This is a genomic window from Kosakonia oryzendophytica, from assembly GCF_900094925.1.
GTDB lineage: Bacteria > Pseudomonadota > Gammaproteobacteria > Enterobacterales > Enterobacteriaceae > Kosakonia > Kosakonia oryzendophytica.
This window is the reverse complement of the sequence record NZ_FMAY01000007.1, coordinates 203,888-229,649: the sequence shown is the minus strand read 5'-3', so window position 1 is coordinate 229,649 and position 25,762 is coordinate 203,888. Positions and strand designations below refer to the sequence as shown.

Here is a 25,762-nt window from a genome sequence, read left to right as displayed (position 1 = left end):
GACGCGTCAGCGCGTTGCCTCGCATGCCATCACGGAAAGGTGATCATGACGATATTATTAAACCCACCGCCACAGAAGGTCGGACTGTTTTTCAGTGTTTCGTAAAATACGGTTTCCCAGCTATTGGGATTGGATTTGTAGTACGACCGATGTTGGCGCGCCAAATATCGCTCTACACCCACCGCTCCTTTTCTGCGGTATACCCTCTGCAATGCATCCTTGATGTCCGAAAATGCCTGCCCGGCATAGCTGGCATACAAATCGCCCAGCGCCAGTTCGTTGAAGTGATAGCGCATTCTGTCCCGCAACGCGTAGGTGTTGGGCACTTGGTCATTCACGTAATAGCGTAGCGCCGGAGAGGGCGTATCGCGGTATTCCGCCGAGAGCCATAGAATCCCTTTCAGTTTGTCAAAAAAGGGATGGTATGTTTGCTTCGCTTTGCGGGGGTTCACTTTGTCGGTTTTGGCTTTATTGCACTCGATGCAGGCCGGATACAGGTTCACGCGCAGCAACGTATATTGTGGGTAGTGGGCCTGAGGCAGATAGTGATCGAGCGTGCTGACTTTACGCAAACTGCACAGCGGGCAGGTACGATTAATCGCCGTCTCCATAATAGCATTGTAGATATCACGTCCGTCTTTACTGTCCACCAGCCGGTTTTTATAGAGACTTTTCATCTCCTCTTTGCTCATCTGATGTAAAAAGGCTTTCTTCAGTACCGGCAACGTATTAAGCGACGCGGTTGCGCCTTTAATCCGATAAATTTCGTCAAAAAACCAAACGCTGTCTCTCACCTCCGGATTCGCCAGCAATATGTCGAATTTCGAACCGGGCACCAGGCAGGAAAAAATGTCAAAAGGGTATTCGGTCGGCAACGGTAGCTCGTACATCTTTACCTGTCCCCTTCATCGTCGCTTAATGCGCTGAGGATGGATAACGCTTCACTCCCCAATTCACCGCCGAACTGCCGGTAAATATCGTCAAAATAGCGATAATCATGCACCATCTGCTGGATAAGGTTGACGTAACCGGTGCGGGATAACTCCAGGTTAAAGGCCGAACGGGTCAGCACGGAGACGTTTTCACCGAAGGTTTCGCGCTCAGGGCGTTCGGACGTTACAGTGTCACCGCTACGATAGAGTACCGTCACGCAGCGTTTTGGCGTTTCCTGCAAGACAACCGGTGAATGGGTGGCGATGATCGCCACGCCGTTGCACTCAGCAAGCAGCGTCGATAACAGACGAATGAACGCAGACAACAGCGGCGGGTGAAGATGTGTTTCGGGTTCATCGATCAGCAATAATGTTTTTTCTTCAATGACTTCGATAATTTTCGCCACACTGAGAATCACAATTTTATGCCCGGAACTCAGCCCATTAAAGGCGGCGTGCAGCCGTTGCCTGTCATCACACTGCTCCAGCAACTCCGGCAGCGCCAGGGCGGCTAAGATTGGGTCGTAACGGAAATGTTCAACAGAGTTGAGAAACAGTGTTTTTTTCGGTTCATAACGACAGGCTTGCAGACTCTGGTAAAACTCGTTGAAAAAATCATCCATGGTTTTGCCGATGGTCAACGTTTTACCATCGAGCGCCAGGGTTTTCTTCGAACCGATATAGGAGTAGGTCACCTGATTCTCGGTGCGTCTCTCAATGGATTGCGGGTTAAATTTCTCAAACGCGCCAAACGACATGGCAATCACGTTGGCAAAAAGGCTGCCATCGTTGATGTAAATATTGGCGTCACTGCGGGTTGCACGCCCAACAACAATATCGGCGATCTCCGTTAATATCGTCGACTTACCCACCCCGTTACTGCCAATCAGCACATGGATATTGGTTGGCGGCACCGACTCCGGATAAACATCAAAATCAATATGCAGCGATTGATAGGGCTTTTGGTAAGTAAAGTGGAACTCGGTCAGCGCCGCGCGGCCCTGCAAAATATTGCGAAATTGCCCTTCAATGGTCGTTGTGGAGACATAACGCTGTAAGGAATCCCGCATCGCCTGCTCATCCTGATATTGCAGGTAGAGTTGCCGATCCCAGACCACGTCATTCAGTTTTGTCAGGATGTCTCGGGCGGTTTCCTGCCCCAGATCACGAACACGTTGATAATATTCCCCTGACTGCCCTAATGCGTAATAGCCCTGGGGAAGAGCAGCGAATTCCGTGTCTAATATGGGGCGGCGATCATCAAGTTGCTCCAGCGGACAACCAATTTTGATATATCCCAGATCGGTGCGGATACCGTGACGATTGTAGTGAATAACGTAATATTTATTGCGGAAAGTCCCCCAATCATCCCAACTATCAGGAAGCAAATAGAGGGTATTTGCGCTATCAGCGGGAATCTCTTTTATTCTGTTGACGATACGGATTGTGTGCAGCACGGTTCCTCCATGGGAAACCCAATAACCAGAGAAGTCACATCACTCTTATTTATTTTTCTGAATTATATAAATATCGCCTGCCGGATGACCACTCTTCAAGCCCCCTCTTTCCAGGGGGAAACCGTCCCCTTCCCCTGAATGCCATTTACAGGCAATCACATTATCCATTTTTTGTGTACGCAGCCGCAAAACCAACTTTGCAGCGAAAAAAACCGCAACGGCAGTGACGGAATTGCTAATGTTTATGAATGGGTCGTTCATTTATCGCTTTTCTGTCGGTTTTTTGCGCTCCGATAGAAAGGTATTAACTATCAAATCCGTAGATTCATTCAAATACCTTTAACCGGAAGCAGTGTATATCGTAACGGCATGACATAAAGCAAATGGAGCCAGATATGAGCACGTCAGACGATCAATCCCACACCTCATCCGCCGGGCAATGCCCTTTTCATGAAAAAAAAACATCGCCGCAAGCGGCCCGCACGACCAGTAACAGTGACTGGTGGCCAAATCAGCTGCGCGTAGACCTGCTGAATCAGCATTCCAATCGTTCCAACCCCTTCGATGCCACATTTAATTACCGCGAAGAATTTAAAAAGCTGGATTATTCCGCACTGAAAGCCGATATCCGCGGCGTGCTGACCGATTCGCAGGAGTGGTGGCCAGCAGATTGGGGCAGTTATATCGGGCTGTTTATTCGTATGGCCTGGCACAGCGCAGGAACCTATCGCACCGTTGATGGTCGCGGTGGCTCCGGACGGGGTCAGCAACGTTTCGCACCGCTTAACTCCTGGCCGGACAACGTAAGCCTCGATAAAGCCCGCCGCCTGCTGTGGCCAGTGAAACAAAAATATGGTCAGAAAATTTCCTGGGGCGATCTCTTTATTCTCGCCGGTAACGTGGCGCTGGAAAATGCCGGTTTCCGCACGTTTGGTTTCGGTGCGGGTCGTGAAGACGTTTGGGAACCGGACCTCGACATCGATTGGGGTAATGAGAAAGAGTGGCTGGCGCACCGCCATCCGGAAAGCCTTGCACAAGCGGCCATTGGCGCGACGGAAATGGGGCTTATTTATGTTAACCCCGAAGGTCCGAACGCCAGCGGTGAACCCACATCCGCCGGTGCCGCCATCCGTGCCACGTTTGGCAATATGGGGATGGACGATGAAGAGATCGTGGCGCTGATTGCCGGCGGTCATACGCTGGGTAAAACCCACGGTGCGGCGCCTGCCAGTCATGTCGGCCCGGAACCGGAAGCCGCACCGATAGAAGCGCAAGGCCTTGGCTGGTCAAGCGACTACGGCAGCGGCGTGGGAGCAGACGCGATCACTTCCGGACTGGAAGTGGTCTGGACGCAAACGCCAACGCAATGGAGCCACTACTTCTTCGAAAACCTGTTCAAATACGAATGGGTGCAGACCCGCAGCCCGGCCGGCGCAATCCAGTTTGTTGCCGCAGATGCGCCAGAGATCATCCCTGACCCGTTCGACCCGGCCAAAAAACGCAAACCGACCATGCTGGTGACCGATCTGACGCTGCGTTTCGACCCGGATTTCGAGAAGATTTCCCGCCGTTTCCTCAACGATCCGCAAGCCTTTAATGAAGCCTTTGCCCGCGCCTGGTTCAAACTGACCCACCGCGATATGGGGCCGAAGTCCCGTTATCTCGGCCCGGAAGTCCCGAAAGAAGATTTGATTTGGCAGGATCCGTTGCCAGCAGCGGTTCATCAGCCGAATGGCGCGGATATCGCTAACCTGAAAGCGGCTATCGCCGAGTCCGGTTTATCCGTCAGCGAGTTGGTCTCTGTGGCCTGGGCGTCGGCCTCCACGTTCCGTGGCGGCGATAAACGCGGCGGCGCTAACGGCGCACGTCTGGCGCTGGCACCGCAAAAAGAGTGGGAAGTGAATGCCATTGCGGCTAAAGCGCTGCCCGCATTGCAAAGCATCCAGAAAACCCTGGCTAACGCCTCTCTGGCGGATGTCATTGTGCTGGCAGGCGTGGTCGGCATCGAGAAAGCGGCAGCCGCAGCGGGTGTGCAAGTAACGGTGCCCTTTATACCAGGCCGCGTCGATGCGCGTCAGGATCAGACCGATATTGCCTCTTTTAATCTGATGGAGCCGCTGGCGGATGGCTTCCGCAATTATCGTCGCGTGTGGGACGGTATTACGACCGAAACACTGCTGATTGATAAGGCACAGCAACTCACCCTGACGGCACCGGAAATGACGGCGCTGATTGGTGGCCTGCGCGTGCTGGGTGCAAATTACGATGGCAGCCAACACGGTGTCTTTACCGATAAACCGGGTGTGCTGAGCACCGACTTCTTCGTCAACCTGCTGGATATGCGCACGGTATGGAAAGCCACCGACGAAAAAGCCGAGCTGTTTGAAGGCCGCGACCGTAAGAGCGGTGAAGTGAAATACACGGCAACACGTACCGATTTGGTGTTTGGTTCAAACTCCATCCTGCGCGCACTGGCTGAAGTGTACGCCAGCGACGATGGCAAACAGAAATTTGTTACCGATTTTGTTGCCGCGTGGACAAAAGTGATGAACCTGGATCGCTTCGACCTGCTGTAAGCCTCTCACTATGAAAGCCTGCGATACCTGAAAAGGTTCGCAGGCTTTTTTTTATGATGGCATGCGGGCAATCACCTTGATTTCAAAATCAAACCCCGCAAGCCATGTCACGCCAACTGCCGTCCAGTTGGGATACGGTGGGTGTGGGAATATCGCCTGCTTCACTTGCATAATCGTCGCAAACTGATGTTCAGGATCGGTATGAAAAGTGGTGACATCGATAATATCGTCCAGCGTACACCCCGCGGCAGCCAGCGTCGCCTGTAGATTGTCAAATGCGAGTCGCACCTGCGCGGCAAAATCCGGTTCCGGACTACCGTCGCTACGGCTACCAACCTGTCCGGAGACAAACACTAAATCGCCGGAACGTATTGCGGCGGAATAGCCATGCTCCTCATACAGTGCATGGCGGTTAACGGGGAAAATGGGTTCACGCAATATCATAAGTCACCTTTCGCTGTTAGCCGGTTAAGGACGGATGCACGGCGAGCAACATTCATTTAATATACACACCGTATGTGAAATTAACCACACATACGCCGCGTATGTCAATTCACATACGATGCGTATTTGAATACAGGAGAGAGTATGGCCGTCAAACGTCGCGCTGAAACCATGGAAGAGAACCGCAGCAAACTGGTTGCTGCCGCACGCAAAGCATTTGCAGAGAAAGGGTTTGCCGCCGCCTCCATGGACGAATTAACCGCCAGCGTCGGCCTGACACGCGGCGCGCTGTATCATAATTTCGGTGATAAACAGGGATTGCTCGCCGCCGTTGTCGCCCAACTGGACGGCGAAATGGCGCAACGTGCCAGAGAGCGGGCGGCAGATATCCTCTCCCCCTGGGACAGGTTACTTGCGGAAGGCATCGCTTATATCGAAATGGCGCTGGATGCTGAAGTGCAGCGTATTGTGCTGCTGGATGGCCCTGCTTTTCTTGGCGATCCTTCGCGCTGGCCCAGCCAGAATGCCTGTTTACAGGCCACGCGGGAAGCGGTAAGCGAGATGGTACGCGACGGTATAATGAACCCCGTCGATGTGGAGGCCGCTGCCCGTTTGCTGAATGGCGCGGCACTCAACGCCGCCTTGTGGGTGGCCGCCAGCGAAGATCCGCAGGCCACACTGCCCAAAGTCATCGATGCCTTCACGCAACTGGCCAGTGGTCTTCGTGCGCGTTGATCGATAAAAAAAACCCGGCACATGGCCGGGAACAATGACAGATAACGAGTTTGTGTACGCCCGCAAACCGGCTGGCGTAAAGAGAAGGTAACAACCAATGAAGCCATAAGCCGGATGAAGCAGAGGCAGTGTGGCCAGGCTCGCCGTTATTTAATGGCATCAATGTAACGCACAGATGACAGCCATACAAATGGGATAAAAACAGTATTGGACGGCGATGCTCACACATTGCCACCCGAAGTACCGACAAGCGTCGTCACTCAATGGGAAGCAGAGGACGCTTCCGCTTCAAGCCGCAGCACAAAATGATTATCGTGACGGGTAATTTTCGCCCCGGTCATGCCGTAATTCGCCGATAACATAAAAAACGCATCGGCATCGACATCAAACGCCAGCTCGACTTCAGTGTGTTTTCCTGAGCTAATCATTTGATATGCCTGCTTTAAATTGTACGCTTTTGCTATAGCCATGAAACATCTCCGTGCAGGGTGACTGCCTGGTTAAGATTCTCGCCCTTATCTTATAGACCGATTTCTGGAAACTAACCCGAAATTTTCCCACTAAAAATGCGAAATGCCCAGGTGTTGTAAAGCAGCGTAATCGGCGTCAGGATGGCAAAAGCCAGTAGCAAAAAGCGCTGGGTCGACGCAGGTGCAGCAGCCTGGTGAAGCGTGAGCATCGGCGGAACGATCCACGGGAAAACGGCGATTATCAGGGTGATAAAAGCGCAACTGGCTATCACCAATAGACTCGCCAGTGGAACAAAAACCCAGCGTCGCAGCAGGCTGCATGTCAACATCGCCACCGCCAACAGTGCCACGATCGTCAACGGCAACCAGAGCCACGGGTGTCGCAAATGCTCGCCTCCCCCGATCGGCAACAGCGAGCACCATACCAGCAGTCCACCGAGCATTCCCCCCGCAAACCCGGCAAGCCAGGGGATCATGTGTCGTCCCCACGCTTCCAGTTCATTCGTGCAGCGCCAAATCAGCCAACCGGCCCCCATCACACAATACCCGGAAGCCAGCGTCATACCACAATAGAGTGGAAAAGGAAGCAACCACTCTATACCGTTCCCCGTATAGTGTTGCCCATCGGTTGGAATACCCTGAAACAGTGCGCCGAAGATAATCCCCTGTGTCAGCGCAGCGAGCAGTGAACCGACGACAAGCAACGTATCGAACAGACGCGGCGCATAATGGCGATACTCGATTGCCATTCCCCGCACGACCAGCGCCAACAGCATCATAAACACTGGCACATACAGCGCACTGAGCACGATGCCATACGCCAGTGGAAACAAACCGAGTAACGCGCCAACCGTCAGCACCAGCCAGGTTTCATTACCATCCCACACCGGCAACAGCGAAAGATTGATGATATGCCGCGCCTCCGGGCTGCGCTGAAAGGCGCAAAGCATACCGACGCCTAAATCGGTGCCATCAAGCAGGATATAGATCCATAAACTGATCGCCAGCGCCGCGGCGGAAAGTGTCTCAAGCCAGGGAAAGCCCCCTATTTCTTGCATGCTTAAGTCCTCCCCGTCCCGCTGCGAAGGGCAACATCCGGCATCACGCCCTCTTCATCCGGATGTGGCGGTTGCGACATCAGACGCAATAAAAACCACAGACCCAGCGCAAACAGCGTCAGATAGACCACAACGATCACCACCAGAGAGCCGAGAACCAGTGCAGGCGAAACAGGCGAAACGCTATCCGCCGTACGAAGCAAACCGTAAACAACCCACGGTTGGCGACCGGTTTCCGTTACCCCCCAGCCCGCCAGCATGGCGGTAAAACCAGCGGGTGCCATTAACACCATCGACCACTGAAACCACCTCGTCCGCCACAATCGACCACGCAGCCGTATCACCAGTCCGGCAATGCCCGCCACCAGCATCAGCAAACCCAGAGCGACCATGATGCGAAATGACCAGAACACCCCCGGAACCCAGGGGAGATCCTCTGGCGGATAGTGATTAAGGCTGTGGATCCGTCCGGTTAGATTGTGGCGTAAATAGAGCGAGCCAATATCCGGAATGGCCACTTCCCAGTGATTACGGCGCTGCGCCATATCCGGTGCAGCAAACAGTCGCATCGGCTCGCCTGCGCCTGGCGGCGGCGGATCCCAGGCCCCCTCCATCGCCGCCAGTTTAATCGGTTGATGATCGCGAGTATTTTCGCCATGCAGATCCCCCAATACAATTTGTACCGGCGTCATCACAAGCAGCAACCAGAGGGACAACGAGAACATATGACGTGCCGCCGGATGCCGCTCATCACGCAGCAGATGCCATGCGCCGCAGGCAGCGACCAGGCAGGCCGTGCCAAGCATCGCAGCAACCACCATATGCGCCATGCGCCAGGGGAAAGAGGGATTAATGATCGCCGCCAGCCAGTCAACCGGAATAAAGCGCCCATCGGCAGACTGAACCACGCCATCCGGGGTTTGCATCCAGGAGTTAGCAGCCAGGATCCAAAATGCGCTAAACAGCGAGCCCAACGCGACAACGATCGTCGCCATAAAATGAACCCACGGGCGGACCTTCTCCATACCGAACAACAGCACGCCCATAAACCCGGCTTCGAGGAAAAAGGCCACCAGCACTTCCATATACATCATTGGCCCCAGCACGGCTCCCGCACGGCTGGCAAGTCCACTCCAGTTTGTGCCAAACGCAAACTCCATCACCACGCCGGTGACCACCCCCATCGCCACATTGAGCGCGAAAATCTTGCTCCAGTAACGCCACAACGCAAGCCAGACAGGCTGTTTGCGCCAGAGCCACATGGCTTCGAGAAACAGCAGCCACTGGGCAAGGCCAAGGGTAAACGCCGCCAACACAATGTGAAAACCGATGGTAAAGGCGAACTGGCTTCGCGCGAGAAGCAGGGTAGTTTCCGGACTCATCACGCGTCGCTGGGCTTGCCCGTATGGGCCGAAATCGGTTTATCCACCGGTTGCGCCATTCGCCGGGAAAAGGCACGCATCCCCCTGAACAGCGGTGTTAGCGCTTGCCAGAGCTCATCATCCTGCAACATCTTCCACGCCCCCTGCACACCTGGTGCTTTCTCTTCGCTATCCGTATCCTGCTCGCTGAGCGCATCCGCCATATCGCGCAAACCAAACGCCAGTTTGTAGACTTTATCTGGCGGAAGGCTGGAGAGCGCCAGAAAGATCACGGCGATATTCTGCATGACATTCAACGAGCCTTCTCGCTGTAATCCCTGCACCAGTACCTTTGCCACGGCATTATTGGCGGCAACCAAATCGTTTGCCAGTCGCAGCACGCCATGCTGATGCAGCGTTTCCAGTAATCGCGCCAGCTCCTCATGGGCATCCGGGCCAATTTTTGCCGGTTCCGGCTGATAATCAATCGCTTTAGCCATTAACATTTCTCCGGGTGAGTGGCTTTTGCCGGGGGTTCAACATAATCACTGCGCCGCCATTTGTCCTCCACGGGTACCTTGTCGATGGGCGTGCGTTTGCCATGGCGAAAATTATGTTTTGGGAGCGGGTCCGGGAAAGGTGGGCGGTCGACAGGCTCCAGACGAACAGCCACTTCTTTATAGGCAGGTGTATTAACGGCGGGATCATGGTGCTCACCCGTCAGTGCATTGACCCCATCTTTGCCCTGATGAATGGAGATAAACAGCACGGTGCCTTGCACGCGATCGGTCACCACTACCGGGAGCTCCTGCGTGCCACGCCGCGAAATCAGCCGCACCCAGTCACCCTCGTTGAGGCTGCGCGCGGCCGCCAGTTCCGGGCTGACTTCCACATACCAGTGCGGTGAAAGCGCGGTGGTACGCCCTCCCTGCCCGCTCTGGTTGGTGGACTGGAAATGCTCCAGCATACGACCGTTATCGAGCGTCAAATCATACAACGCATCCGGCTCTTCCGCTGGCGGCTGCCAGCGTAAGGGAAAGAGCGTAGCGCGCCCATCTGCCGTATTAAAACGTTCAGTGTAGAGCAGCGGCGTACTGCTGCCATCCGCACTGACCGGCCAGATTTGGGATTTCCATCCCTCCAGCCGCGCGTAACTGACACCGGCGAAACTCTCCGCAATGGCGGCCGCCTCAGCCATGATTTCGCCTGGGTGACGATATCCCCAATCATGCCCCATACAGGCCGCCAGCTGGGTTAAAATCAACCAGTCGGGCCGACTCTCCCCTAACGGCGTCATCACCGCAGAGAAATGCTGGATCCGCCGTTCGGTATTAACAAAAGTGCCCTCTTTTTCAACGCTCGGGCAGCCCGGTAACACTACGTCGGCATATTGCGCGGTGCGACTGAGAAACAGGTCCTGAACCACCAGAAAATCAAGGTTGGTAAACCCCTGATGCACGTTTTCTGCGTCCGCATCTGAAAACGCCGTCTCTTCACCAATCACATACATGGCGCGGATCGTGTCGCTGCGCGCCATCTCCACCATCATAAAATTATCCTGCCCCACTTTTAGCGACAGGTGCTCAGCGGGGACGCCCCAGGCATTTGCCCATTTGTTTCGTACCTGCGGGTCGCTAACGGGTTCATAGCCAGGGTAGAAATTTTTCAGGCAACCAAAGTCGCTGGCCCCTTGCACATTATTATGTCCGCGCATCGGATACCCTCCGGTACCTGGACGCCCGTAATTGCCTGTCACCAGCAGCAAATTAGACAAGGCGGTGCTGGCATCTGCGCCATGACTATGCTGGGTGATGCCCATCGCCCATATGATGCATACCCGCTCAGCGTGACCGATCATTTCGGCCGACTCGCACAGGGCATCTTCCTGTAAACCCGTCACTTGCGCGGCGTAGTCAAGTGTGAAGGGTGCCAGTGACTGACGGTACTCTTCCACGTGATTCACCCGTGCCGCAAGAAAGGCGTCATCCGCATAACCATGGTCAAACATGTAGCGCGCCATCGCGGAGGCCCAGACCAGATCCGTACCCGGCCGAATGCGCAGATACGCATCAGCGCGTTCCGCCATTTCATGACGACGCGGATCCACCACCAGCCATTTCTGACCGTGATGTTTTTTGGCGGCTTTGAGTCTGGCGGCGATCACCGGGTGATTTTCCGCCATATTGCTGCCGACGATTATCACCAGATCCGCCTGGACCAGATCGGCAAGCGTGCCCGCATCGCCGCCATAGCCCACGGTACGGAACAGCCCTTCTGTGGCCGGGTTCTGACAATAGCGAGAGGAGTTATCGACGCTGTTGGTACCAATAATCGCGCGGGCGATTTTCTGCGTCAGGTAGGCTTCTTCATTGCTGCCCTTGCTTGAACCGATAAAACCAATACTGTCCGGGCCGTACTGGTCGCGGGTCTCCAGTAATTTGCGGGCGACAAGCGCCAGCGCTTCATCCCAGCTTGCCGGGCGAAAATGATCGTTTTCGCGGATCAGCGGCGTGGTCAAACGTTGAGGGCTGTTAATAAAATCCCAGGCGAACTTCCCTTTTACACAGGTTGAGATGCCATTGACCGGGGCATCCATCACGGGTTGCACCTTCAGTAAATGCCGATCACGTGTCCACATTTCAAAACTGCACCCCACGCCACAATAGGTGCAAACCGTTTTTGTCCGTTTGATCTCCTGCTGCCGTAACGTTGTATCGATGACGGAAATCCCGGAAATGATCTCCGCACCGGTAGCATTTTCCAGCGTTTTGACAATATCGATTAACGGACGCTTTAGCGAAGCAGGCATGGAGGTGAAGGGACCCGCATCCGGCTGCATGCTTTTCTCCAGTAACGCGTTACAGGGGCATACCGTGACGCAATGACCGCAACTCACGCAACTTGAACCCGCAATGCGATCGCCGCCATCCCAGAGTACCCGTGGATGATCCATGGTGAAGTCGATACTCAGCGTTTCGTTAACTTCGACGTTTTGGCAGGCATCTACGCAGCGACCGCAGAGGATGCACTGATCGGGATCGTAGGTATAAAACGGGTTGGAGTCGTCTTTAACATAGGGCTTACGCTGATATGCATAGCGTTGAATGGGAATATGCATATCCACCATGGTGTTATGCAACGTACAATCGCCGGTGTTGTGTTCGCAGACAGTGCAGTACAGTTCGTGCTTTGCCAGCAGGCGATCCATCCCCTCTTCGCGTGCCGCGCGGGCCTGTTCATCAACCGAGTTGAGGACCATCCCTTCCTGGCTACGCAGCGTACACCCACGCACCCGTTTCCCCTGCTGCTCCACCCAACAGACATCACAGGTCTGGAGCGGCGCCAGCGCCGGGTGGTAACAGACATGCGGCAATGTAATATTGCAGCTCTCCAGAAAGTCGATCAGCGGGATATCCGCCAGGCCAACCAACGCCTTACCGTCATAGATGACAGTACATTTTTGCAGGCTCATTTTGCTTCCTCACCAAACAGTCATGTACGTACACTCCCGCTCCGATGAGGTCATCCGTCTGCAGTATGCCTGCCGACGGCGCTGCGTCGGCCATTATGTGGGTGACGTATCCGTTATGAGATCTAACAGTAGTCGCCCTGCGCTTTTCGAGCCAAACGGCATGCCACGGCGCGGCAGGCTCTTTAAGAGTTGTCCTAAAAACATTAGAAAAAGTGATACTTCATCGCACCAAATGTAAATTTATGTCAATAAAAAAGCGCAATAATCCATCCCGGCATACAAAAAAAACGAAACAATCACGCTCTTGATTACTGCGTTTCGATGGAATTTTCGCTAAGTGCTTTATTTTAAAGGTACAGATTAAATACAGCTTTGTTCAATTAACATTCAGGTACTCAGTAAGTATTAGAAAAATCTTTCCAGAATGCCTCGTTTGACTATTCAGGAAGTGTGACTAAATTTATTTCCGAACCACAACGGCATACCTCAAAACACCATGCTGTTTATTTCATCAACAATGCAGGAGAAATATTATGGCTGAACATCGTGGCGGGTCAGGTAATTTCGCTGTAGATCGTAAAAGAGCAGCAGAAGCGGGCCGAAAAGGCGGCCAAAACAGTGGCGGGAATTTTAAACATGACCCGCAGCGTGCTTCGGAAGCAGGTAAAAAAGGCGGTCAGAATAGCCATGGCGGTGGTCGTAAAGCAGGCGAGTAGTTTTCGCTTGTTGTTATTTTTGCACAGGTATTAATAAGTCACCAGCGAGCCAGTTCTGGCTCGCTAATTGTGACACGAGCAGGGGATTATTGAGAAGGTCATTAAACGTACGGACAATTTTGTCATCCGTTTAAGAATGAACTCATCAATAATTAACCCGCACTGAAATAGACACTTACCGGCCATTCATTATTAAGCTGATAACCCTGTTTCCGACATGGCGTTTTTATATCCATCCGGCAAAATTATCCGGCGCAAAATGATTAGTAACACTGAACAGTTGTCTATACGTATTGTGGGCCATTGCCGGCAGCACGCTGTCTCAGAAACAACCCGGGGAAACAGACGAAGATGCCTGCGCCGGTGGAGGAAATCGCATGCAGAACAAACTTAAACGCGTCAGAAACGTCCTCGTTAACCAACGTGCCAGTGCGGAAGTCGGTTGGTTGATCCAGGACGAATTCGCACATGACCGCCTTTATAAACCCTTTGTCACCAGCGGTGAAGCAAGCAATAGCCCACAGCTTGATGAGGAGCATGTGGACTTACGCCTTGATCCCGTTCAGCAGTATTTGGTTACCACCATGGCGAATCGCAAACAACCCGGCGATGGCAACGAATAATTAACGGATGTGTCGTGCCTTGTTGTCCTTACCCGGAATGCCCATTCTGGGTGTTTTTTTCGCACACGGCCCTGGCCCATCACAATGTCGACGTCACGCCTGTTGACTTATAATGTTATTGGCGTACTTTTCAGGACATGAAAACATTCCTGATTATTGTCCCTGATGGCGGCATGCTATTCGAAGCCGCAGGTGTTGCCGATATTCTGATGCAAGCCAACCGACTGCATACGGACGGCACGTCTCAGCCACGCTATCAAATCACTCTCGCCACCACACAACCCCACCAGGTTATTCATGGTCAGTCCGGGTTAAATCTGCTGGCCGACTACCGACTTCCGCAACTTGATCCCCGCGAACCCCGGGATACCATCATGATCACCGGCCGCGGTGTGGATGAAGAAGAAGGCACTGCGGTAGTAGACTGGTTGCGGCTTGCCGCCCCTCATGCCCGGCGGGTAGTTTCCATCTGCGGCGGCGCCATGCTGTTGGCGCAAGCAGGGTTGCTCGACGGGCGTCGTGCCACCAGCCACTGGCGGCTGCTGGACACCCTGCAAGCACGCTTCCCCCACGTCCAGGTAGAACACGGCCCGCTCTATATTCAGGACGGCCCGGTATGGACGTCCGGCGGTGTCAGTTCCGGTTTTGATCTGACGCTGGCGCTGGTGGAGGACGACTATGGTTTTACGCTCGCCCGTGATGTGGCACAGGATCTGGTGATGTACCTGCATCGCCCCGGAGGGCAGTTGCAGTTCAGCCGTTTTCATCTGCAACCTGCCAACAGCAGCGGGCCTATCAGTGAGCTGCAAACCTGGATCCTCGCCAATCTGGCCGGGGATTTATCCGTGGAGAAACTGGCTGCACGCGTGGCAATGAGCCCGCGCAATTTCACCCGCGTTTTCACCCGTGAAACCGGCGCGCCGCCTGCGCGCTATGTTGCCGAAGCGCGCCTGGCCGAGGCACGCAACCGCCTGGAGCAGACCCGCGATACGCTGGAGCGCGTGGCCGAAGCCAGCGGTTTTGGCAACAGTATTAATCTGCGGCGTATTTTTGAGCGCCAACTTCACCTGACGCCCGGCGAATATCGCCAACGCTTCCACAGCCGCAATCTGGCGTAAAGTGATCCTTTTTTGTCGTTTACGCCAAATCAGCGCCGACCTACAGTAAACGCAGATACCGCATAAGAAGGAGTCAATCATGGTAAAGGTCGGCATTAATGGTTTTGGCAGGATCGGGCGTAACGTGTTGCGCGCAGCGCTGGGCAACGCAGAGGTGGATATTGTGGCCATCAACGATCTGACCGACAGTAAAACCCTGGCGCATTTACTGAAACACGATTCGCTGCTGGGTACTCTGCCCGTGCCGGTGGACGCTGGCGAGGGGCAATTATGGGTCGACGGAAAAGCAGTACGCGTCTTCAGCGAGCGCGATCCGGCAAATATTCCGTGGCGCGACGCAGGCGTGGATATTGTGATTGAAGCAACCGGCTTCTTTACCGACCGTGAAAAAGCGGCCGTCCACATCACGCACGGCGGCGCGAAACGCGTCATTATCTCCGCGCCGGGTAAAAACGATGATTTGACCATCGTGTTAGGTGTCAACGATGAGCAGTATGATCCGCAGCGCCATTTTGTGGTCAGCAATGGCAGCTGCACCACTAACGGCCTTGCTCCGGCGGCGCAGGTGCTGCACCAGACCTTCGGTATTGAGCACGGGTTAATGAATACCACCCATGCCTATACCAACAGCCAGGCGCTGCACGACCAGCCGGAAAAAGATCTGCGTGGCGCGCGGGCGGCCGCGTTGTCTATCGTGCCGTACTCCAGCGGCGCGGCGAAGGCGCTGGGTAAAGTGATCCCGGCACTGGAGGGGCGTCTGACCGGTTATTCATTGCGTGTTCCGGTACCCGTGGTCTCCATTGTTGACCTGACCGTGACCCTCAAACGCGACGTGACCGTCGATGAGGTGAATGCCGCGTTCCGCAACGCGGCAGAATCCGGGCCACTGAAAGGCATTCTGGGTTACAGCGACGAGCCGCTGGTCTCCAGCGATTACCAGGGCGACCCGCGCTCCTCCATCATTGATGGCTTATCGACACTGGTGATCGGCGGCAATCTGGTGAAAATCCTTGCCTGGTACGATAACGAGTGGGGCTTCTCCAACCGCCTGGTTGAACTGGCGCAGGTAATGGCAAAACGTGGTTTGTGATCGTCTCTGCTTACCCTGACTGAACGGAACGACGCCCACGGGCGTCGTTTTTTATTGCTCGTCAGCCAGCGCTGCCATCAATTGGACACGACGACGCTCAAGCGCCGCGATTTGCGTTTCAATGGCCGCTAAGCGCTTGCGCTGTAGTGCACGGGTTTGCGGGCAGAACGCCGCCCCTTCAACGTTACGCATACAGGCCGGAAACGTCGCAATTTCAGCAAGGCTGAAGCCGGTGGCAATCAGTTGCTGGATCTGGCGCACCTGCTCCACCGCCTGAGGCGGAAAGTAGCGATAGCCATTACAGGCACGCGTGGAGCACAACAACCCGTGCCGATCATAATGACGGATGGAACGTACGCTGACGCCCGTTTGCCGGGCGACATCGCCAATGGATAGCATCTCACCTTCTCCTTCGTTACCGCTTGACTCTGACACCAGTGTCAGGGTTGAGGATAGCCGCGAACACCCACGAGGAGGAACATTTTATGCTGTTATCCGTTTACCGTTCTATTTGCACCGTACTGCTTTTCGTATCCGTTTCGCTGTTTGCCAGCGAAAAACAGTACACCGTCACCGCCCCGGATGGCGTAACACTGGCAGTGCAGGAAACCGGCAACCCGCAAGGGCAGCCGATCATTTTTATTCATGGCCTGCTGGGCAGTCATCTTAACTGGGAAAAACAGTGGCGGGATCCGCAGCTACAGCGCTTCCGCTTAATCAGTTTTGATTTACGCGGCCACGGGCTCTCGGCAAAACCCACGCAATCTACCGCTTACAGTGAAGGCCGACGTTGGGCAGATGATGTCGCCACGGTGATAGAGGGGAGTGCTGCGCAACGCCCGATGCTGGTCGGCTGGTCGCTCGGTGGTGCGGTTATCAGCCACTATCTGGCCGCGTTTGGCGATAGCCACATTGGCGGAGCGCTGTACGTAGATGGCGTCGTGGAACTGGCACCGGAACAGATCCCACCACACCCGCAGGTGTATGCCGCGATGATCTCGCCTGATTTGCGTACCCACCTTGATGGCGAACGGGCATTTCTGCGACTCTGTTTCCACCAGCAGCCGGACGAGGTGACCTTTCAACGCTTGCTGGCAAACGCCGCACTGGCATCCTGGGAGATGCAGCGTGCCGTGCCTTCAATGCATGTCGATCTTGAGCGCGGGCTGGGAAAAGCCACCGTCCCGGTGCAGTTTATCTACGGTGCGAAAGATCGGCTGGTCAACCCGCAAACATCACTGGCGCGGGCGCGTGGCGTCAATCCAACGATCGGAACGACACTGTATGCGGATTCCGGGCATGCCCCGTTTGTGGAGGAGCCGCAGCGCTTTAACCGCCAGCTTGCGGCGTTTGCGGATGCGTTACGCTGAATGAAAAAAACGGGGCATTGTGCCCCGTTTTATCAGCCGGTTATTTCGACATATCGACAACAATACGCCCGGTGATTTTCCCGGCGCGCATACGTTCAAAAATGCTGTTGATGTTCTCCAGCGGCTCAACGGCAATTTCCGCATGCACTTTATTCCGCCCGGCGAAATCCAGCGCCTCTTGCAAATCTTTGCGCGTTCCGACAATCGAGCCGCGAACGGTAATGCCATCCAGCACCATATCAAAGATAGAGAGATCGAATTTGCCCGGTGGCAATCCGTTCAGCACCATTGTGCCGCCGCGACGCATCATGGTTGTCGCCTGTTCAAATGCCTTCGGCGAAACCGCGGTGACCAGCACACCATGCGCGCCGCCAAACTCGGTGTGGAAACGCGTGCCGGGATCTTCCTGCCGCGCATTGACCACCACCGATGCGCCCAGACGGCGGGCAAACGCCAGCTTATCGTCATCGATGTCCACTGCCGCGACGTTCATCCCCATCGCCACCGCATACTGAATCGCCAGGTGACCCAGCCCGCCAATGCCCGAGACCACCACCCACTCACCCGCCCGGGCTTCGGTCATTTTCAAACCTTTGTAGACCGTCACGCCCGCACAGAGGATCGGCGCAATGCTGTGATACTCCACATTGTCCGGCAGGATGCCGACGTAGCTGGCATCCGCAAGGCAATATTCCGCAAAAGTACCGTTGACCGAGTAACCCGCGTTTTGCTGAGAATGGCAGAGGGTTTCCCACCCGCCCAGGCAGTGCTCACAATGACCGCAGGCGGAGTAGAGCCACGGCACCCCAACGCGATCGCCCTCTTTTACATGCTTCACCCCTGGCCCGACCGCCACAACACGGCCCACCCCTTCATGACCGGGAATAAACGGCGGGTTGGGTTTGATTGGCCAGTCACCGTCTGCGGCATGCAGATCCGTATGGCACACCCCCGTGGCTTCAATTTTCACGAGGATTTTGCCTGGCTCAACGCCAGGCACCATCACTTCTTCAATCACCAGCGGTTGACCAAACGCTTTGACCACCGCCGCTTTCATGGTTTTCAGTTGCATGTCATCACCTCATCCTGATGTGGTTTATCAATACAGTCCCAGCGGTGAACCGCTGTAGCTCACCAGCAGGTTTTTGATCTGCTGATAGTGGCTCAGCGCCAGCTTGTGCGTTTCGCGGCCGACCCCTGAGTTTTTATACCCCCCAAACGCGGCATGCGCCGGGTAGAGGTGGTAACAGTTGGTCCAGACACGTCCCGCTTTAATGCCGCGTCCCATACGCCAGGCGCGATTGATATCCAGTGTCCACACACCGGCCCCCAGACCGAATTCGGTATCGTTGGCAATACGCAACGCTTCGGCTTCATCTTTAAACGTGGTGATCCCGAGCACGGGGCCAAAAATCTCTTCCTGGAAGCAGCGCATGCCGTTATGGCCTTTGATCAACGTCGGTTGGATATAGAAACCGTTTTGCAACCCGCCGCCATGCTCCACATGCGCGCCACCGGTAATGATTTCGCCGCCTTCATCGCGGGCGATAGAGATATACGAGAGGATCTTGTCGTACTGCTCCTGCGAGGCCTGCGCGCCGATCATCGTGTCGGTGTCAAAGGGGTCGCCTTTGCGGATGTTGGCCATGCGGGCAATGACTTTTTCAACGAACTGCGGATAGATGGACTCCTGCACCAGCACACGCGATGGGCAGGTACAGACTTCGCCCTGGTTAAAGAAGCCCAGCACCACACCTTCCACGGCTTTATCGATAAAGCCTTCATCACCGTTCATGACATCTTCAAAGTAGATGTTTGGCGATTTGCCGCCGAGTTCGACGGTGCTGGGGATAATGTTTTCCGCTGCGCAGGAGAGAATATGCCGCCCGATAGGCGTGGAGCCAGTAAACGCGATTTTCTCAATACGTTTGCTGCGCGCCAGCGGTTCACCGGCTTCCGTACCAAAGCCGTGCACCACATTGAGTACGCCAGCAGGCAGGAGATCGCCAATCAACTCCATCAGTACGCAGATCCCCAGCGGCGTTTGTTCCGCCGGTTTTAACACCACGCAGTTCCCCGCCGCCAGCGCCGGAGCCAGTTTCCAGGCCGCCATCAGCAGCGGGAAGTTCCACGGAATAATCTGCCCCACGACACCCAGTGGCTCATAAATATGGTAAGCGACGGTATTACTGTCGATCTCCGCCGCCGTTCCCTCCTGTGCACGAATACAGCCCGCGAAATAGCGGAAGTGATCAACTGCCAGTGGCAGATCCGCCCCGAGGGTTTCGCGGATCGGTTTACCGTTGTCCCAGGTTTCGGTTAAGGCCAACATTTCCAGATTGGCTTCAATGCGGTCGGCAATGGCCAGCAGCACATTGGCACGATCCTGCACGCTTGTTTTTCCCCAGGCGTCGGCGGCAGCATGCGCTGCGTCCAGAGCCTTTTCGATATCCGCTGCATCAGAACGTGGAAACTCAGCGATCACCTCTCCGGTCACAGGTGAGGTATTGGTGAACCAGCGCTCTTCCACCGGATCAACAAACTTACCGCCAATGTAGTTTCCATAACGTTGTTTAAAAGAGACTTTCGCGCCGGCGTGGCCAGGATGAGCGTATTTCATAAGATGTTCCTCTTTTATTATCGGTACAGGTGAGGCGTCTCGCTCACATGCGGACAGGGGAACATAAGCAGTTCTTATGCCAGTATCGTACCCATGGATTAAAAATCCGTTTTTTGCTTTCGAATCAGTTCATTAGAAATACCTGGCAGGTTCGCGCTGTATCATTTTGATACAGCGCCCCGGGATTCTCTCCAGGAAGTGTGTTGCACATCGCTACAAGCGCGACACCTTTGTGCTACATAAATGCAACACCCAACCACCGGAGAGTCACATGCCGCAACGCGCACGGTTTTTAGCCCCCGCTCAATCCCCTGTCGGGCTACCCTGTCAGCTTGAAGACTCCTGGCAACGCAGTCTCAGTTACGGACTGACCCGCGATGATGACGCCCAGCCGTGGGTCGCCAGTACCCAGTTAAAAGATGCGCGAGCGGAAAACAGTTGGGTAAAACATCTTGTTACGCCGATGCTGTCGCGTCTGGCGACGGAGCTTACGAGTCATCCCTCGATAATGGTGATGTCCGATGCCACCGGCCTGGTGCTGGAAACCCACGGCAACAACGATTTTCTGCATAAAGCCCAACGCTACGCGCTTTCGCCGGGCAATCTGTGGGGAGAGCATGCACGCGGTACGAATGCGATAGGCACAGCGCTGGCGTTGCAGCAACACTGCGAAGTCTCCGGCGGCGAGCATTACCTTAACCGTAACGCCGGGTTGTTCTGCTCTGCTGCACCGGTTTTTCGCCCGGACGGGCACATTGCCGGTGTGCTGGATCTGTCGACCCCGGCGCTGGCCCCGCGGCGCGATGCGGCGGCGCTTATCCGTCGTGCAGTATGTGAGATAGAACATGCGTGGACCATGAGCGCGTTGGGTGCGAATCGCTGGCTGCTCAGTCTGCATCATGACCAGGCGGTGCTCGGTAGCGCCCGCGAACTGCTACTGATTTTTGAAGACACCACGCTGCTCGGCGCGAACAAACTGGCAATGGATGAGTTCTCCCTGACCTGTGGGCACTTTGGCGTGCTGAATATTGACACGTTGTTCCCCGGCATCGATGTGCGCGCGGGTGAGAGCATCCAGGATGCCAGTAATCACCGGCGCTATTACACCCGACAAACCTTGCCAGCCCGCCGTTACAGCGGGCGCGGTACGACGCAACCGCAGGATGGGCTGGCCGTCGAAAAAGAGAAAGCGCTGCGTATCGTCAACGCGGGTATCGCACTGTGTGTGACAGGCGAAACTGGTTGTGGCAAAGAGTATCTGGCGCGCGAGCTCTACACCCGTAGCCAGTGGCGTAACGGCAATTTTGTCGCCATTAACTGCGCTGCATTGCCGGAACACCTGATCGAATCCGAACTGTTTGGTTATGTCCCTGGCGCATTTACCGGTGCCAGTCCGAAAGGTTATATCGGTAAATGTCGTGAAGCCGATGGCGGCGTGCTGTTTCTTGATGAAATAGGCGATATGCCGCTGGCACTACAAACCCGGTTGTTACGGGTGTTGCAGGAGAAAAAAGTGACTCCGCTTGGCGCAAACAGTACCTGGAACGTGAATTTTGCCCTGATTTGCGCCACCCACCAGGATTTAACCACGCGGGTACAGGCAGGGCTGTTTCGCGAGGATTTGCTGTATCGCATTCAGGAATTTCATGTGCGCATTCCCCCGCTGCGCGAATGGCCACAGCTCGAGCGCTTTATCCACAAATTGTGGCATGAACTGGGCGCGCCTTGCCGCGACCTGACGCTGAGTGATGAGGTCGTCAGCGCCCTTGCCCGCCGCCCCTGGCCCGGCAATGTGCGCCAGCTACTCAGTCAGTTACGCGTGTTAATGGCACTGGCAGAAGATGGCGATCGCATCACGCTGGCCGATCTGCCGGGTGAAATGCCGCTTGCCCGGCCACCTGAGCCTGTTGTGGTGCAGGTGGATGAGCAGAGTGCGATTGCTGAAGCGCAAGGGAATATGAGTCTCGCCGCCAAAAAACTGGGCATTTCACGCAGCACACTTTACCGACGGCTGGAAAAACGCCAGGCGGGCTGACGCACACATATCCATCAGAAAATGCGACCACGCGGGTCGCATTTTTCATTTATGGAAGAGAATAAACACCAGACCGCAATCCCCAGTGCAAAAGCGTTTTTTGTACGCCAGGAATAGAAACAATCTGCTGAAAAAGAGGACGGGCCAATCCCCCTGAAAAAATCCTTTCTCAAGTGCTTTTTTGTGATCAACTTCAAACTACATTTCGTATAACGTAAAGAAATGAAAAAAGAAATCGCTTTGTTATGCAAATGCACATTGCCCCGCTATGGCGTTAATCCTATCGTTTACCCACGTCATCATGAACTGGACAATCCATTCGATTTCACCGCCACATTAAATAAAAGCAGATCACGTTTCCGTGATGTTAATAATGTATTCACTTCAGTAACACCGAAATGAAATGAATCCATTATTGGCATTTTTGGATTTCATTTAAATTTAAGGTGGTTTCATATGAGTCAGGTTAATAATCTTGAGGGTGTTGCGCACGCCAAAAAAACGAATGTCCGGTGGCATATCGTTATTATTCTCTTCATTATTACCGCGGTAAGCGTGGGGGATCGTTCGACGCTGGCGATTGCTGGCAAAGATATGTCCGCCGCGTTAGGCATTAACCCCGGACAAATGGGCTGGGTCTTCTCCGCCTTCGCCTGGGCGTACTGCCTGGCGCAAATTCCTGGCGGCTGGCTGCTGGACCGTTTTGGGTCGAAAAAAGTCTACCTCTGTGGCTTGTGCATGTGGTCAGTCTTCACCCTGCTGCAAGGCTGCGTGGAGATCTTCCATGGCTTCGGCGCCATTATCTGCTTCACCATTCTGCTGTTCCTGGTTGGCCTGTTTGAAGCGCCGGTAATGCCGGGCAACAGCCGTTTTGTCGCCGCCTGGTTCCCGTCAAAAGAGCGCGCGACCGCCGCGGCCATTTTTAACTCTGCACAATATTTCGCCACCGCCATTTTTGCCCCCATCATGGGCTGGCTGACACTGAATTACGGCTGGCAATCAATCTTTATCTTTATGGGTACGTTGGGCATTGTGATCACCTTCGCGGCGGCCAAAGTGGTGCATAACCCGTTAAATCACCCTGCGGTAAACAGCGAAGAGCTCGACTATATCCGCCAGGGCGGCGCGCTGGTGGATATGGATCAGCGCAAAGTGAAGAGTGGCCCGGCAGTGGATTTTGGCGCGTTTAAGCAGCTGATCACCAACCGTATGCTGCTGGGTGTCTATCTCGGTCAGTACTGCATAAACGTGTTGACGTTTTTCTTTATCACCTGGTTCCCGCTCTATCTGGCGATGGAAAAAGGGCTCGATATCAAGACGGTGGGATTTATTGCCGCCATCCCGGCGATATGTGGCTTCCTTGGCGGGTTACTGGGCGGCGTCATTTCGGATCGCATTCTGCGTCTCACCCAGTCGCTGTCGATTGCCCGTAAAACCCCGATTGTCCTTGGCATGCTGCTGTCGATGGTCATGGTGTTTTGTAACTACGTGGACTCGATTTACCTGGTGGTGTTCTTTATGTCGCTGGCATTCCTTGGGAAAGGGATTGGCGCGCTGGGCTGGGCGGTTATGTCGGATACCGCGCCGAAAGAGATGGCGGGTGTGGCTGGCGGATTCTTTAACCTCTGCGGCAACTGCGCAGGGATCATTTCGCCAGTCGTGATTGGCTATATTGTCAAAGCGACCGGACATTTTGAGTGGGCGCTGGTGTTCGTGGCCGTCCATGCCCTGATTGCGATTTTCAGTTTTGTGGTGATTGTCGGCCCCATCAAACGTATTGAGCTGAAAAAAACCGGTGCGCAGCAGTAATTACCGGACATTTTCTGTCGGCCCCAAACGCGGGAAATAGCAACGCAAAAAAAAGCCTCTGCGAACAGAGGCTTTTTTCATTTACAGCGCCATATCGTGCTGTGGCGCGCTGGCAGGTTTCTGCTCTGCCGGAGCAGGCGCAGCACCCTGGGTATTCATCTGGATCACCGGCGGTTTGGCGAGCTGTAACGTCGCGGCGGTGTCATCCCAGACCTTCTGGGTCAGCGCCACATTACCGTTCATCTCCTGGCCATAGCTCGGTACGATTTCGTGGATTTTGCTTTGCCACTGCGGCGAGGCAAACTGCTCCGGGAACATTTTCTTGATCACATTCAGCGTGATCGGTGCGGCAGTGGATGCACCTGGCGACGCTCCCAGCAAGGCGGAAATGGTTTTTTGCTGATCGACCACCACTTCTGTGCCCAGTTTCAGCACCCCGCCTTTGTCTTCATCTTTCTTGATGATTTGTACACGCTGCCCCGCCTGGATCAATTTCCAGTCCTCTTTACGCGCATTCGGGTAGTACTCTTTCAGCGCCTCGAAACGGTCGTCATCACTCAGCATGACCTGGCTCACCAGGTATTTCACCAGATCAAAGTTATCCAGCCCCACATGGGTCATCGGCATAAAATTGCTGGTGGTGGTGGTGCTCAGCAGGTCGAAGAATGAGCCGTTTTTCAGGAACTTGGTCGAGAAGGTGGCGAACGGCCCAAACAACACGACACGTTTGCCATCAATAAAGCGGGCATCAATGTGCGGAACGGACATCGGCGGCGCACCCACGGAAGCCTGGCCATACACTTTCTGCTGATGCTGGCTGGTGATCGCCGGGTTTTCCGTCATCAGGAAGGAACCGCCAACCGGGAAGCCTGCATAGTTGTCAGCTTCCGGGATGCCGGTTTTTTGCAGCAGTTTCAACGCACCGCCGCCCGCGCCAATAAAGACATATTTCGCATCAATGGCGTGTTCGTTGCCGTTGTTAACATCTTTAATCGTCACATGCCAGGAGTTATCGGCATTGCGTTTAAAATCGGTCACTTCCGATGAGGTTTGCAGGGTGAAGTTGCTGCTCTTTTTCAGGCTACCCACTAACTGGCGGGTAATTTCACCGTAGTTGACGTCGGTACCGACGGGCGTCCAGGTCGCGGCAACTTTCTGCTGCGGGTCGCGCCCTTCCATTACCAGCGGTGCCCATTGTTTAATTTGCTGATGGTCGGTGGAGAATTTCATCCCCTGGAATAACGTGGTCTGCTGCAATGCGGCATAACGCTTTGCCAGATAATTCACATTATCGCCCCAGACAAAACTCATATGCGGGGTTGAATTAATAAACGAGTGCGGATTATTGAGAACGCCGCGCTTAACCTGCGCTGTCCAGAACTGGCGGGAGATCATAAACTGCTCGTTAATTTCGAGCGCTTTGCTGACATCAATAGAACCGTCGGGACGCTCCGGTGTGTAATTCAGTTCCATATTAGCAGAGTGACCGGTGCCGGCATTATTCCAGCCGTTGGAGGACTCCAGCGCCACCCCATCCAGTTTTTCCACCATCACCTGCTTCCAGTCTGGCTGCAGCGCCTGCAACCAGGTACCCAGTGAGGCGCTCATAATGCCGCCACCAATCAGCAGAAAATCGGTTTTTTGTGTCTCTTCCGCGTACGCGTTAGTCACCGAAGCGACCAGCAACGCTACCGCGGTCAGCGAAATAGTTGTCTTCTTCATTGCAGGCATAATTATATCGTTACATAGCGAGTAAATTTCGTGTGGACATATATTAACGCACTTTTACGTTATTTTAAAATACCATTCACAATTGCGCTAAATGCTGCAATAAATAGCGGGTTACTTTTTTTAATTAAAAAAAGAGCATCTTCAT

Annotated in this window: 22 protein-coding genes; 9 read left to right on the top strand and 13 right to left on the bottom strand. The window is 54.5% G+C overall.

The window, feature by feature from the left end:
* Window positions 1-29: 29 nt before the first annotated feature.
* From GA0061071_RS14070 to GA0061071_RS14060, 3 genes are read right to left on the bottom strand one after another with little or no spacing between them, the layout of a single operon-like run.
* Window positions 30-890: an HNH endonuclease gene (locus tag GA0061071_RS14070; protein ID WP_088237874.1), complete on the bottom strand. Its 861-nt coding sequence runs from the start codon at window positions 888-890 to the stop codon at window positions 30-32.
* 2 nt (window positions 891-892) lie between these two features.
* On the bottom strand, window positions 893-2,389 hold the full coding sequence (locus GA0061071_RS14065) for an AAA family ATPase (RefSeq protein WP_088237875.1): 1,497 nt from the start codon (window positions 2,387-2,389) through the stop codon (window positions 893-895).
* 45 nt (window positions 2,390-2,434) lie between these two features.
* Window positions 2,435-2,650 carry a hypothetical protein gene (locus GA0061071_RS14060; protein WP_088237876.1) on the bottom strand — a complete coding sequence of 72 codons (216 nt, stop codon included), beginning with the start codon at window positions 2,648-2,650 and terminating at the stop codon, window positions 2,435-2,437.
* Between the two features lie 134 nt (window positions 2,651-2,784).
* Here GA0061071_RS14060 and katG point away from each other — a divergent pair, with 134 nt between their 5' ends.
* Window positions 2,785-4,965 (top strand): catalase/peroxidase HPI, encoded by a 2,181-nt coding sequence (gene katG / locus GA0061071_RS14055; protein ID WP_088237877.1) that lies wholly within the window; start codon window positions 2,785-2,787, stop codon window positions 4,963-4,965.
* Between the two features lie 51 nt (window positions 4,966-5,016).
* Here the strand turns inward: katG and GA0061071_RS14050 are convergent, their stop codons facing one another.
* Window positions 5,017-5,409, bottom strand: coding sequence for a RidA family protein (locus GA0061071_RS14050; RefSeq protein ID WP_061496419.1), 393 nt, complete (start codon window positions 5,407-5,409; stop codon window positions 5,017-5,019).
* Between the two features lie 144 nt (window positions 5,410-5,553).
* On the opposite strand from GA0061071_RS14050, the gene GA0061071_RS14045 reads away from it, so the two are divergent.
* Window positions 5,554-6,144 carry a TetR/AcrR family transcriptional regulator gene (locus GA0061071_RS14045; protein ID WP_088237878.1) on the top strand — a complete coding sequence of 197 codons (591 nt, stop codon included), beginning with the start codon at window positions 5,554-5,556 and terminating at the stop codon, window positions 6,142-6,144.
* Window positions 6,145-6,404: 260 nt separating this feature from the next.
* On the opposite strand, the gene GA0061071_RS23465 is transcribed toward GA0061071_RS14045, so the two are convergent.
* The 5 genes from GA0061071_RS23465 to fdhF form a co-directional block, all read right to left on the bottom strand.
* Complete coding sequence (locus tag GA0061071_RS23465; protein WP_167352650.1) at window positions 6,405-6,572, bottom strand: hypothetical protein; 168 nt, start codon at window positions 6,570-6,572, stop codon at window positions 6,405-6,407.
* A 113-nt stretch (window positions 6,573-6,685) separates the two neighbouring features.
* Complete coding sequence (locus GA0061071_RS14035) at window positions 6,686-7,672, bottom strand: cytochrome d ubiquinol oxidase subunit II (protein WP_061496423.1); 987 nt, start codon at window positions 7,670-7,672, stop codon at window positions 6,686-6,688.
* A gap of 2 nt (window positions 7,673-7,674) precedes the next feature.
* Window positions 7,675-9,057 carry a cytochrome ubiquinol oxidase subunit I gene (locus tag GA0061071_RS14030; protein WP_061496425.1) on the bottom strand — a complete coding sequence of 461 codons (1,383 nt, stop codon included), beginning with the start codon at window positions 9,055-9,057 and terminating at the stop codon, window positions 7,675-7,677.
* Window positions 9,054-9,533: a DUF1641 domain-containing protein gene (locus tag GA0061071_RS14025; RefSeq protein WP_088237879.1), complete on the bottom strand. Its 480-nt coding sequence runs from the start codon at window positions 9,531-9,533 to the stop codon at window positions 9,054-9,056. Before GA0061071_RS14025 ends, GA0061071_RS14030 begins: the two co-directional genes overlap by 4 nt.
* Complete coding sequence (gene fdhF / locus GA0061071_RS14020) at window positions 9,533-12,505, bottom strand: formate dehydrogenase subunit alpha (protein ID WP_088237880.1); 2,973 nt, start codon at window positions 12,503-12,505, stop codon at window positions 9,533-9,535. Before fdhF ends, GA0061071_RS14025 begins: the two co-directional genes overlap by 1 nt.
* A gap of 533 nt (window positions 12,506-13,038) precedes the next feature.
* Between fdhF and GA0061071_RS14015 the strand changes: the two genes are divergently transcribed.
* The 4 genes from GA0061071_RS14015 to gap all read left to right on the top strand — a co-directional run bounded on the left by GA0061071_RS14015 (window position 13,039) and on the right by gap (window position 16,052).
* The gene (locus GA0061071_RS14015; protein WP_061496430.1) at window positions 13,039-13,221 is read left to right on the top strand and encodes a con-10 family general stress protein; all 183 of its coding nucleotides are present in this window, start codon (window positions 13,039-13,041) and stop codon (window positions 13,219-13,221) included.
* Window positions 13,222-13,598: 377 nt separating this feature from the next.
* Complete coding sequence (locus GA0061071_RS14010) at window positions 13,599-13,844, top strand: hypothetical protein (protein ID WP_061496432.1); 246 nt, start codon at window positions 13,599-13,601, stop codon at window positions 13,842-13,844.
* Window positions 13,845-13,981: 137 nt separating this feature from the next.
* Window positions 13,982-14,962 carry a GlxA family transcriptional regulator gene (locus GA0061071_RS14005; RefSeq protein ID WP_088237881.1) on the top strand — a complete coding sequence of 327 codons (981 nt, stop codon included), beginning with the start codon at window positions 13,982-13,984 and terminating at the stop codon, window positions 14,960-14,962.
* Between the two features lie 79 nt (window positions 14,963-15,041).
* Window positions 15,042-16,052 carry a type I glyceraldehyde-3-phosphate dehydrogenase gene (gene gap / locus GA0061071_RS14000; protein ID WP_088237882.1) on the top strand — a complete coding sequence of 337 codons (1,011 nt, stop codon included), beginning with the start codon at window positions 15,042-15,044 and terminating at the stop codon, window positions 16,050-16,052.
* A 51-nt stretch (window positions 16,053-16,103) separates the two neighbouring features.
* Here gap and GA0061071_RS13995 read toward each other — a convergent pair whose 3' ends face one another.
* Entirely contained in the window at window positions 16,104-16,451 is a 348-nt protein-coding gene (locus GA0061071_RS13995) for a MerR family transcriptional regulator (protein ID WP_061496438.1), read from the bottom strand.
* Between the two features lie 86 nt (window positions 16,452-16,537).
* Here GA0061071_RS13995 and GA0061071_RS13990 point away from each other — a divergent pair, with 86 nt between their 5' ends.
* Complete coding sequence (locus tag GA0061071_RS13990) at window positions 16,538-17,422, top strand: alpha/beta fold hydrolase (RefSeq protein WP_088237883.1); 885 nt, start codon at window positions 16,538-16,540, stop codon at window positions 17,420-17,422.
* 40 nt (window positions 17,423-17,462) lie between these two features.
* Here the strand turns inward: GA0061071_RS13990 and adhP are convergent, their stop codons facing one another.
* Together adhP and exaC are read right to left on the bottom strand one after the other, a co-directional pair.
* A complete protein-coding gene (adhP, locus tag GA0061071_RS13985) occupies window positions 17,463-18,494 on the bottom strand; it encodes an alcohol dehydrogenase AdhP (protein WP_061496441.1) in 1,032 nt (343 codons plus the stop codon).
* 27 nt (window positions 18,495-18,521) lie between these two features.
* The gene (gene exaC / locus GA0061071_RS13980) at window positions 18,522-20,042 is read right to left on the bottom strand and encodes an acetaldehyde dehydrogenase ExaC (protein ID WP_061496443.1); all 1,521 of its coding nucleotides are present in this window, start codon (window positions 20,040-20,042) and stop codon (window positions 18,522-18,524) included.
* 271 nt (window positions 20,043-20,313) lie between these two features.
* Here exaC and GA0061071_RS13975 point away from each other — a divergent pair, with 271 nt between their 5' ends.
* Window positions 20,314-22,077: a sigma-54-dependent Fis family transcriptional regulator gene (locus GA0061071_RS13975; RefSeq protein WP_088237884.1), complete on the top strand. Its 1,764-nt coding sequence runs from the start codon at window positions 20,314-20,316 to the stop codon at window positions 22,075-22,077.
* 456 nt (window positions 22,078-22,533) lie between these two features.
* Window positions 22,534-23,886, top strand: coding sequence for an MFS transporter (locus GA0061071_RS13970; protein WP_061496447.1), 1,353 nt, complete (start codon window positions 22,534-22,536; stop codon window positions 23,884-23,886).
* 81 nt (window positions 23,887-23,967) lie between these two features.
* Here GA0061071_RS13970 and mqo read toward each other — a convergent pair whose 3' ends face one another.
* Entirely contained in the window at window positions 23,968-25,617 is a 1,650-nt protein-coding gene (gene mqo / locus GA0061071_RS13965) for a malate dehydrogenase (quinone) (protein ID WP_088237885.1), read from the bottom strand.
* Window positions 25,618-25,762 lie beyond the last annotated feature (145 nt).

Excerpts from the sequence above, each read along its gene's own strand:
- GA0061071_RS14070 (WP_088237874.1), bottom strand. The coding sequence starts at position 890 with ATGTACGAGCTACCGTTGCCGACCGAATACCCTTTTGACATTTTTTCC.
- GA0061071_RS14010 (WP_061496432.1), top strand. The coding sequence starts at position 13,599 with ATGCAGAACAAACTTAAACGCGTCAGAAACGTCCTCGTTAACCAACGT.
- adhP (WP_061496441.1), bottom strand. The coding sequence starts at position 18,494 with ATGCAACTGAAAACCATGAAAGCGGCGGTGGTCAAAGCGTTTGGTCAA.
- fdhF (WP_088237880.1), bottom strand. The coding sequence starts at position 12,505 with ATGAGCCTGCAAAAATGTACTGTCATCTATGACGGTAAGGCGTTGGTT.
- GA0061071_RS14050 (WP_061496419.1), bottom strand. The coding sequence starts at position 5,409 with ATGATATTGCGTGAACCCATTTTCCCCGTTAACCGCCATGCACTGTAT.
- gap (WP_088237882.1), top strand. The coding sequence starts at position 15,042 with ATGGTAAAGGTCGGCATTAATGGTTTTGGCAGGATCGGGCGTAACGTG.
- GA0061071_RS14015 (WP_061496430.1), top strand. The coding sequence starts at position 13,039 with ATGGCTGAACATCGTGGCGGGTCAGGTAATTTCGCTGTAGATCGTAAA.
- GA0061071_RS14045 (WP_088237878.1), top strand. The coding sequence starts at position 5,554 with ATGGCCGTCAAACGTCGCGCTGAAACCATGGAAGAGAACCGCAGCAAA.
- GA0061071_RS14025 (WP_088237879.1), bottom strand. The coding sequence starts at position 9,533 with ATGGCTAAAGCGATTGATTATCAGCCGGAACCGGCAAAAATTGGCCCG.
- GA0061071_RS23465 (WP_167352650.1), bottom strand. The coding sequence starts at position 6,572 with ATGATTAGCTCAGGAAAACACACTGAAGTCGAGCTGGCGTTTGATGTC.
- GA0061071_RS13995 (WP_061496438.1), bottom strand. The coding sequence starts at position 16,451 with ATGCTATCCATTGGCGATGTCGCCCGGCAAACGGGCGTCAGCGTACGT.
- katG (WP_088237877.1), top strand. The coding sequence starts at position 2,785 with ATGAGCACGTCAGACGATCAATCCCACACCTCATCCGCCGGGCAATGC.
- GA0061071_RS14005 (WP_088237881.1), top strand. The coding sequence starts at position 13,982 with ATGAAAACATTCCTGATTATTGTCCCTGATGGCGGCATGCTATTCGAA.
- mqo (WP_088237885.1), bottom strand. The coding sequence starts at position 25,617 with ATGCCTGCAATGAAGAAGACAACTATTTCGCTGACCGCGGTAGCGTTG.
- GA0061071_RS13975 (WP_088237884.1), top strand. The coding sequence starts at position 20,314 with ATGCCGCAACGCGCACGGTTTTTAGCCCCCGCTCAATCCCCTGTCGGG.
- GA0061071_RS13990 (WP_088237883.1), top strand. The coding sequence starts at position 16,538 with ATGCTGTTATCCGTTTACCGTTCTATTTGCACCGTACTGCTTTTCGTA.
- GA0061071_RS14035 (WP_061496423.1), bottom strand. The coding sequence starts at position 7,672 with ATGCAAGAAATAGGGGGCTTTCCCTGGCTTGAGACACTTTCCGCCGCG.
- GA0061071_RS14060 (WP_088237876.1), bottom strand. The coding sequence starts at position 2,650 with ATGAACGACCCATTCATAAACATTAGCAATTCCGTCACTGCCGTTGCG.
- exaC (WP_061496443.1), bottom strand. The coding sequence starts at position 20,042 with ATGAAATACGCTCATCCTGGCCACGCCGGCGCGAAAGTCTCTTTTAAA.
- GA0061071_RS13970 (WP_061496447.1), top strand. The coding sequence starts at position 22,534 with ATGAGTCAGGTTAATAATCTTGAGGGTGTTGCGCACGCCAAAAAAACG.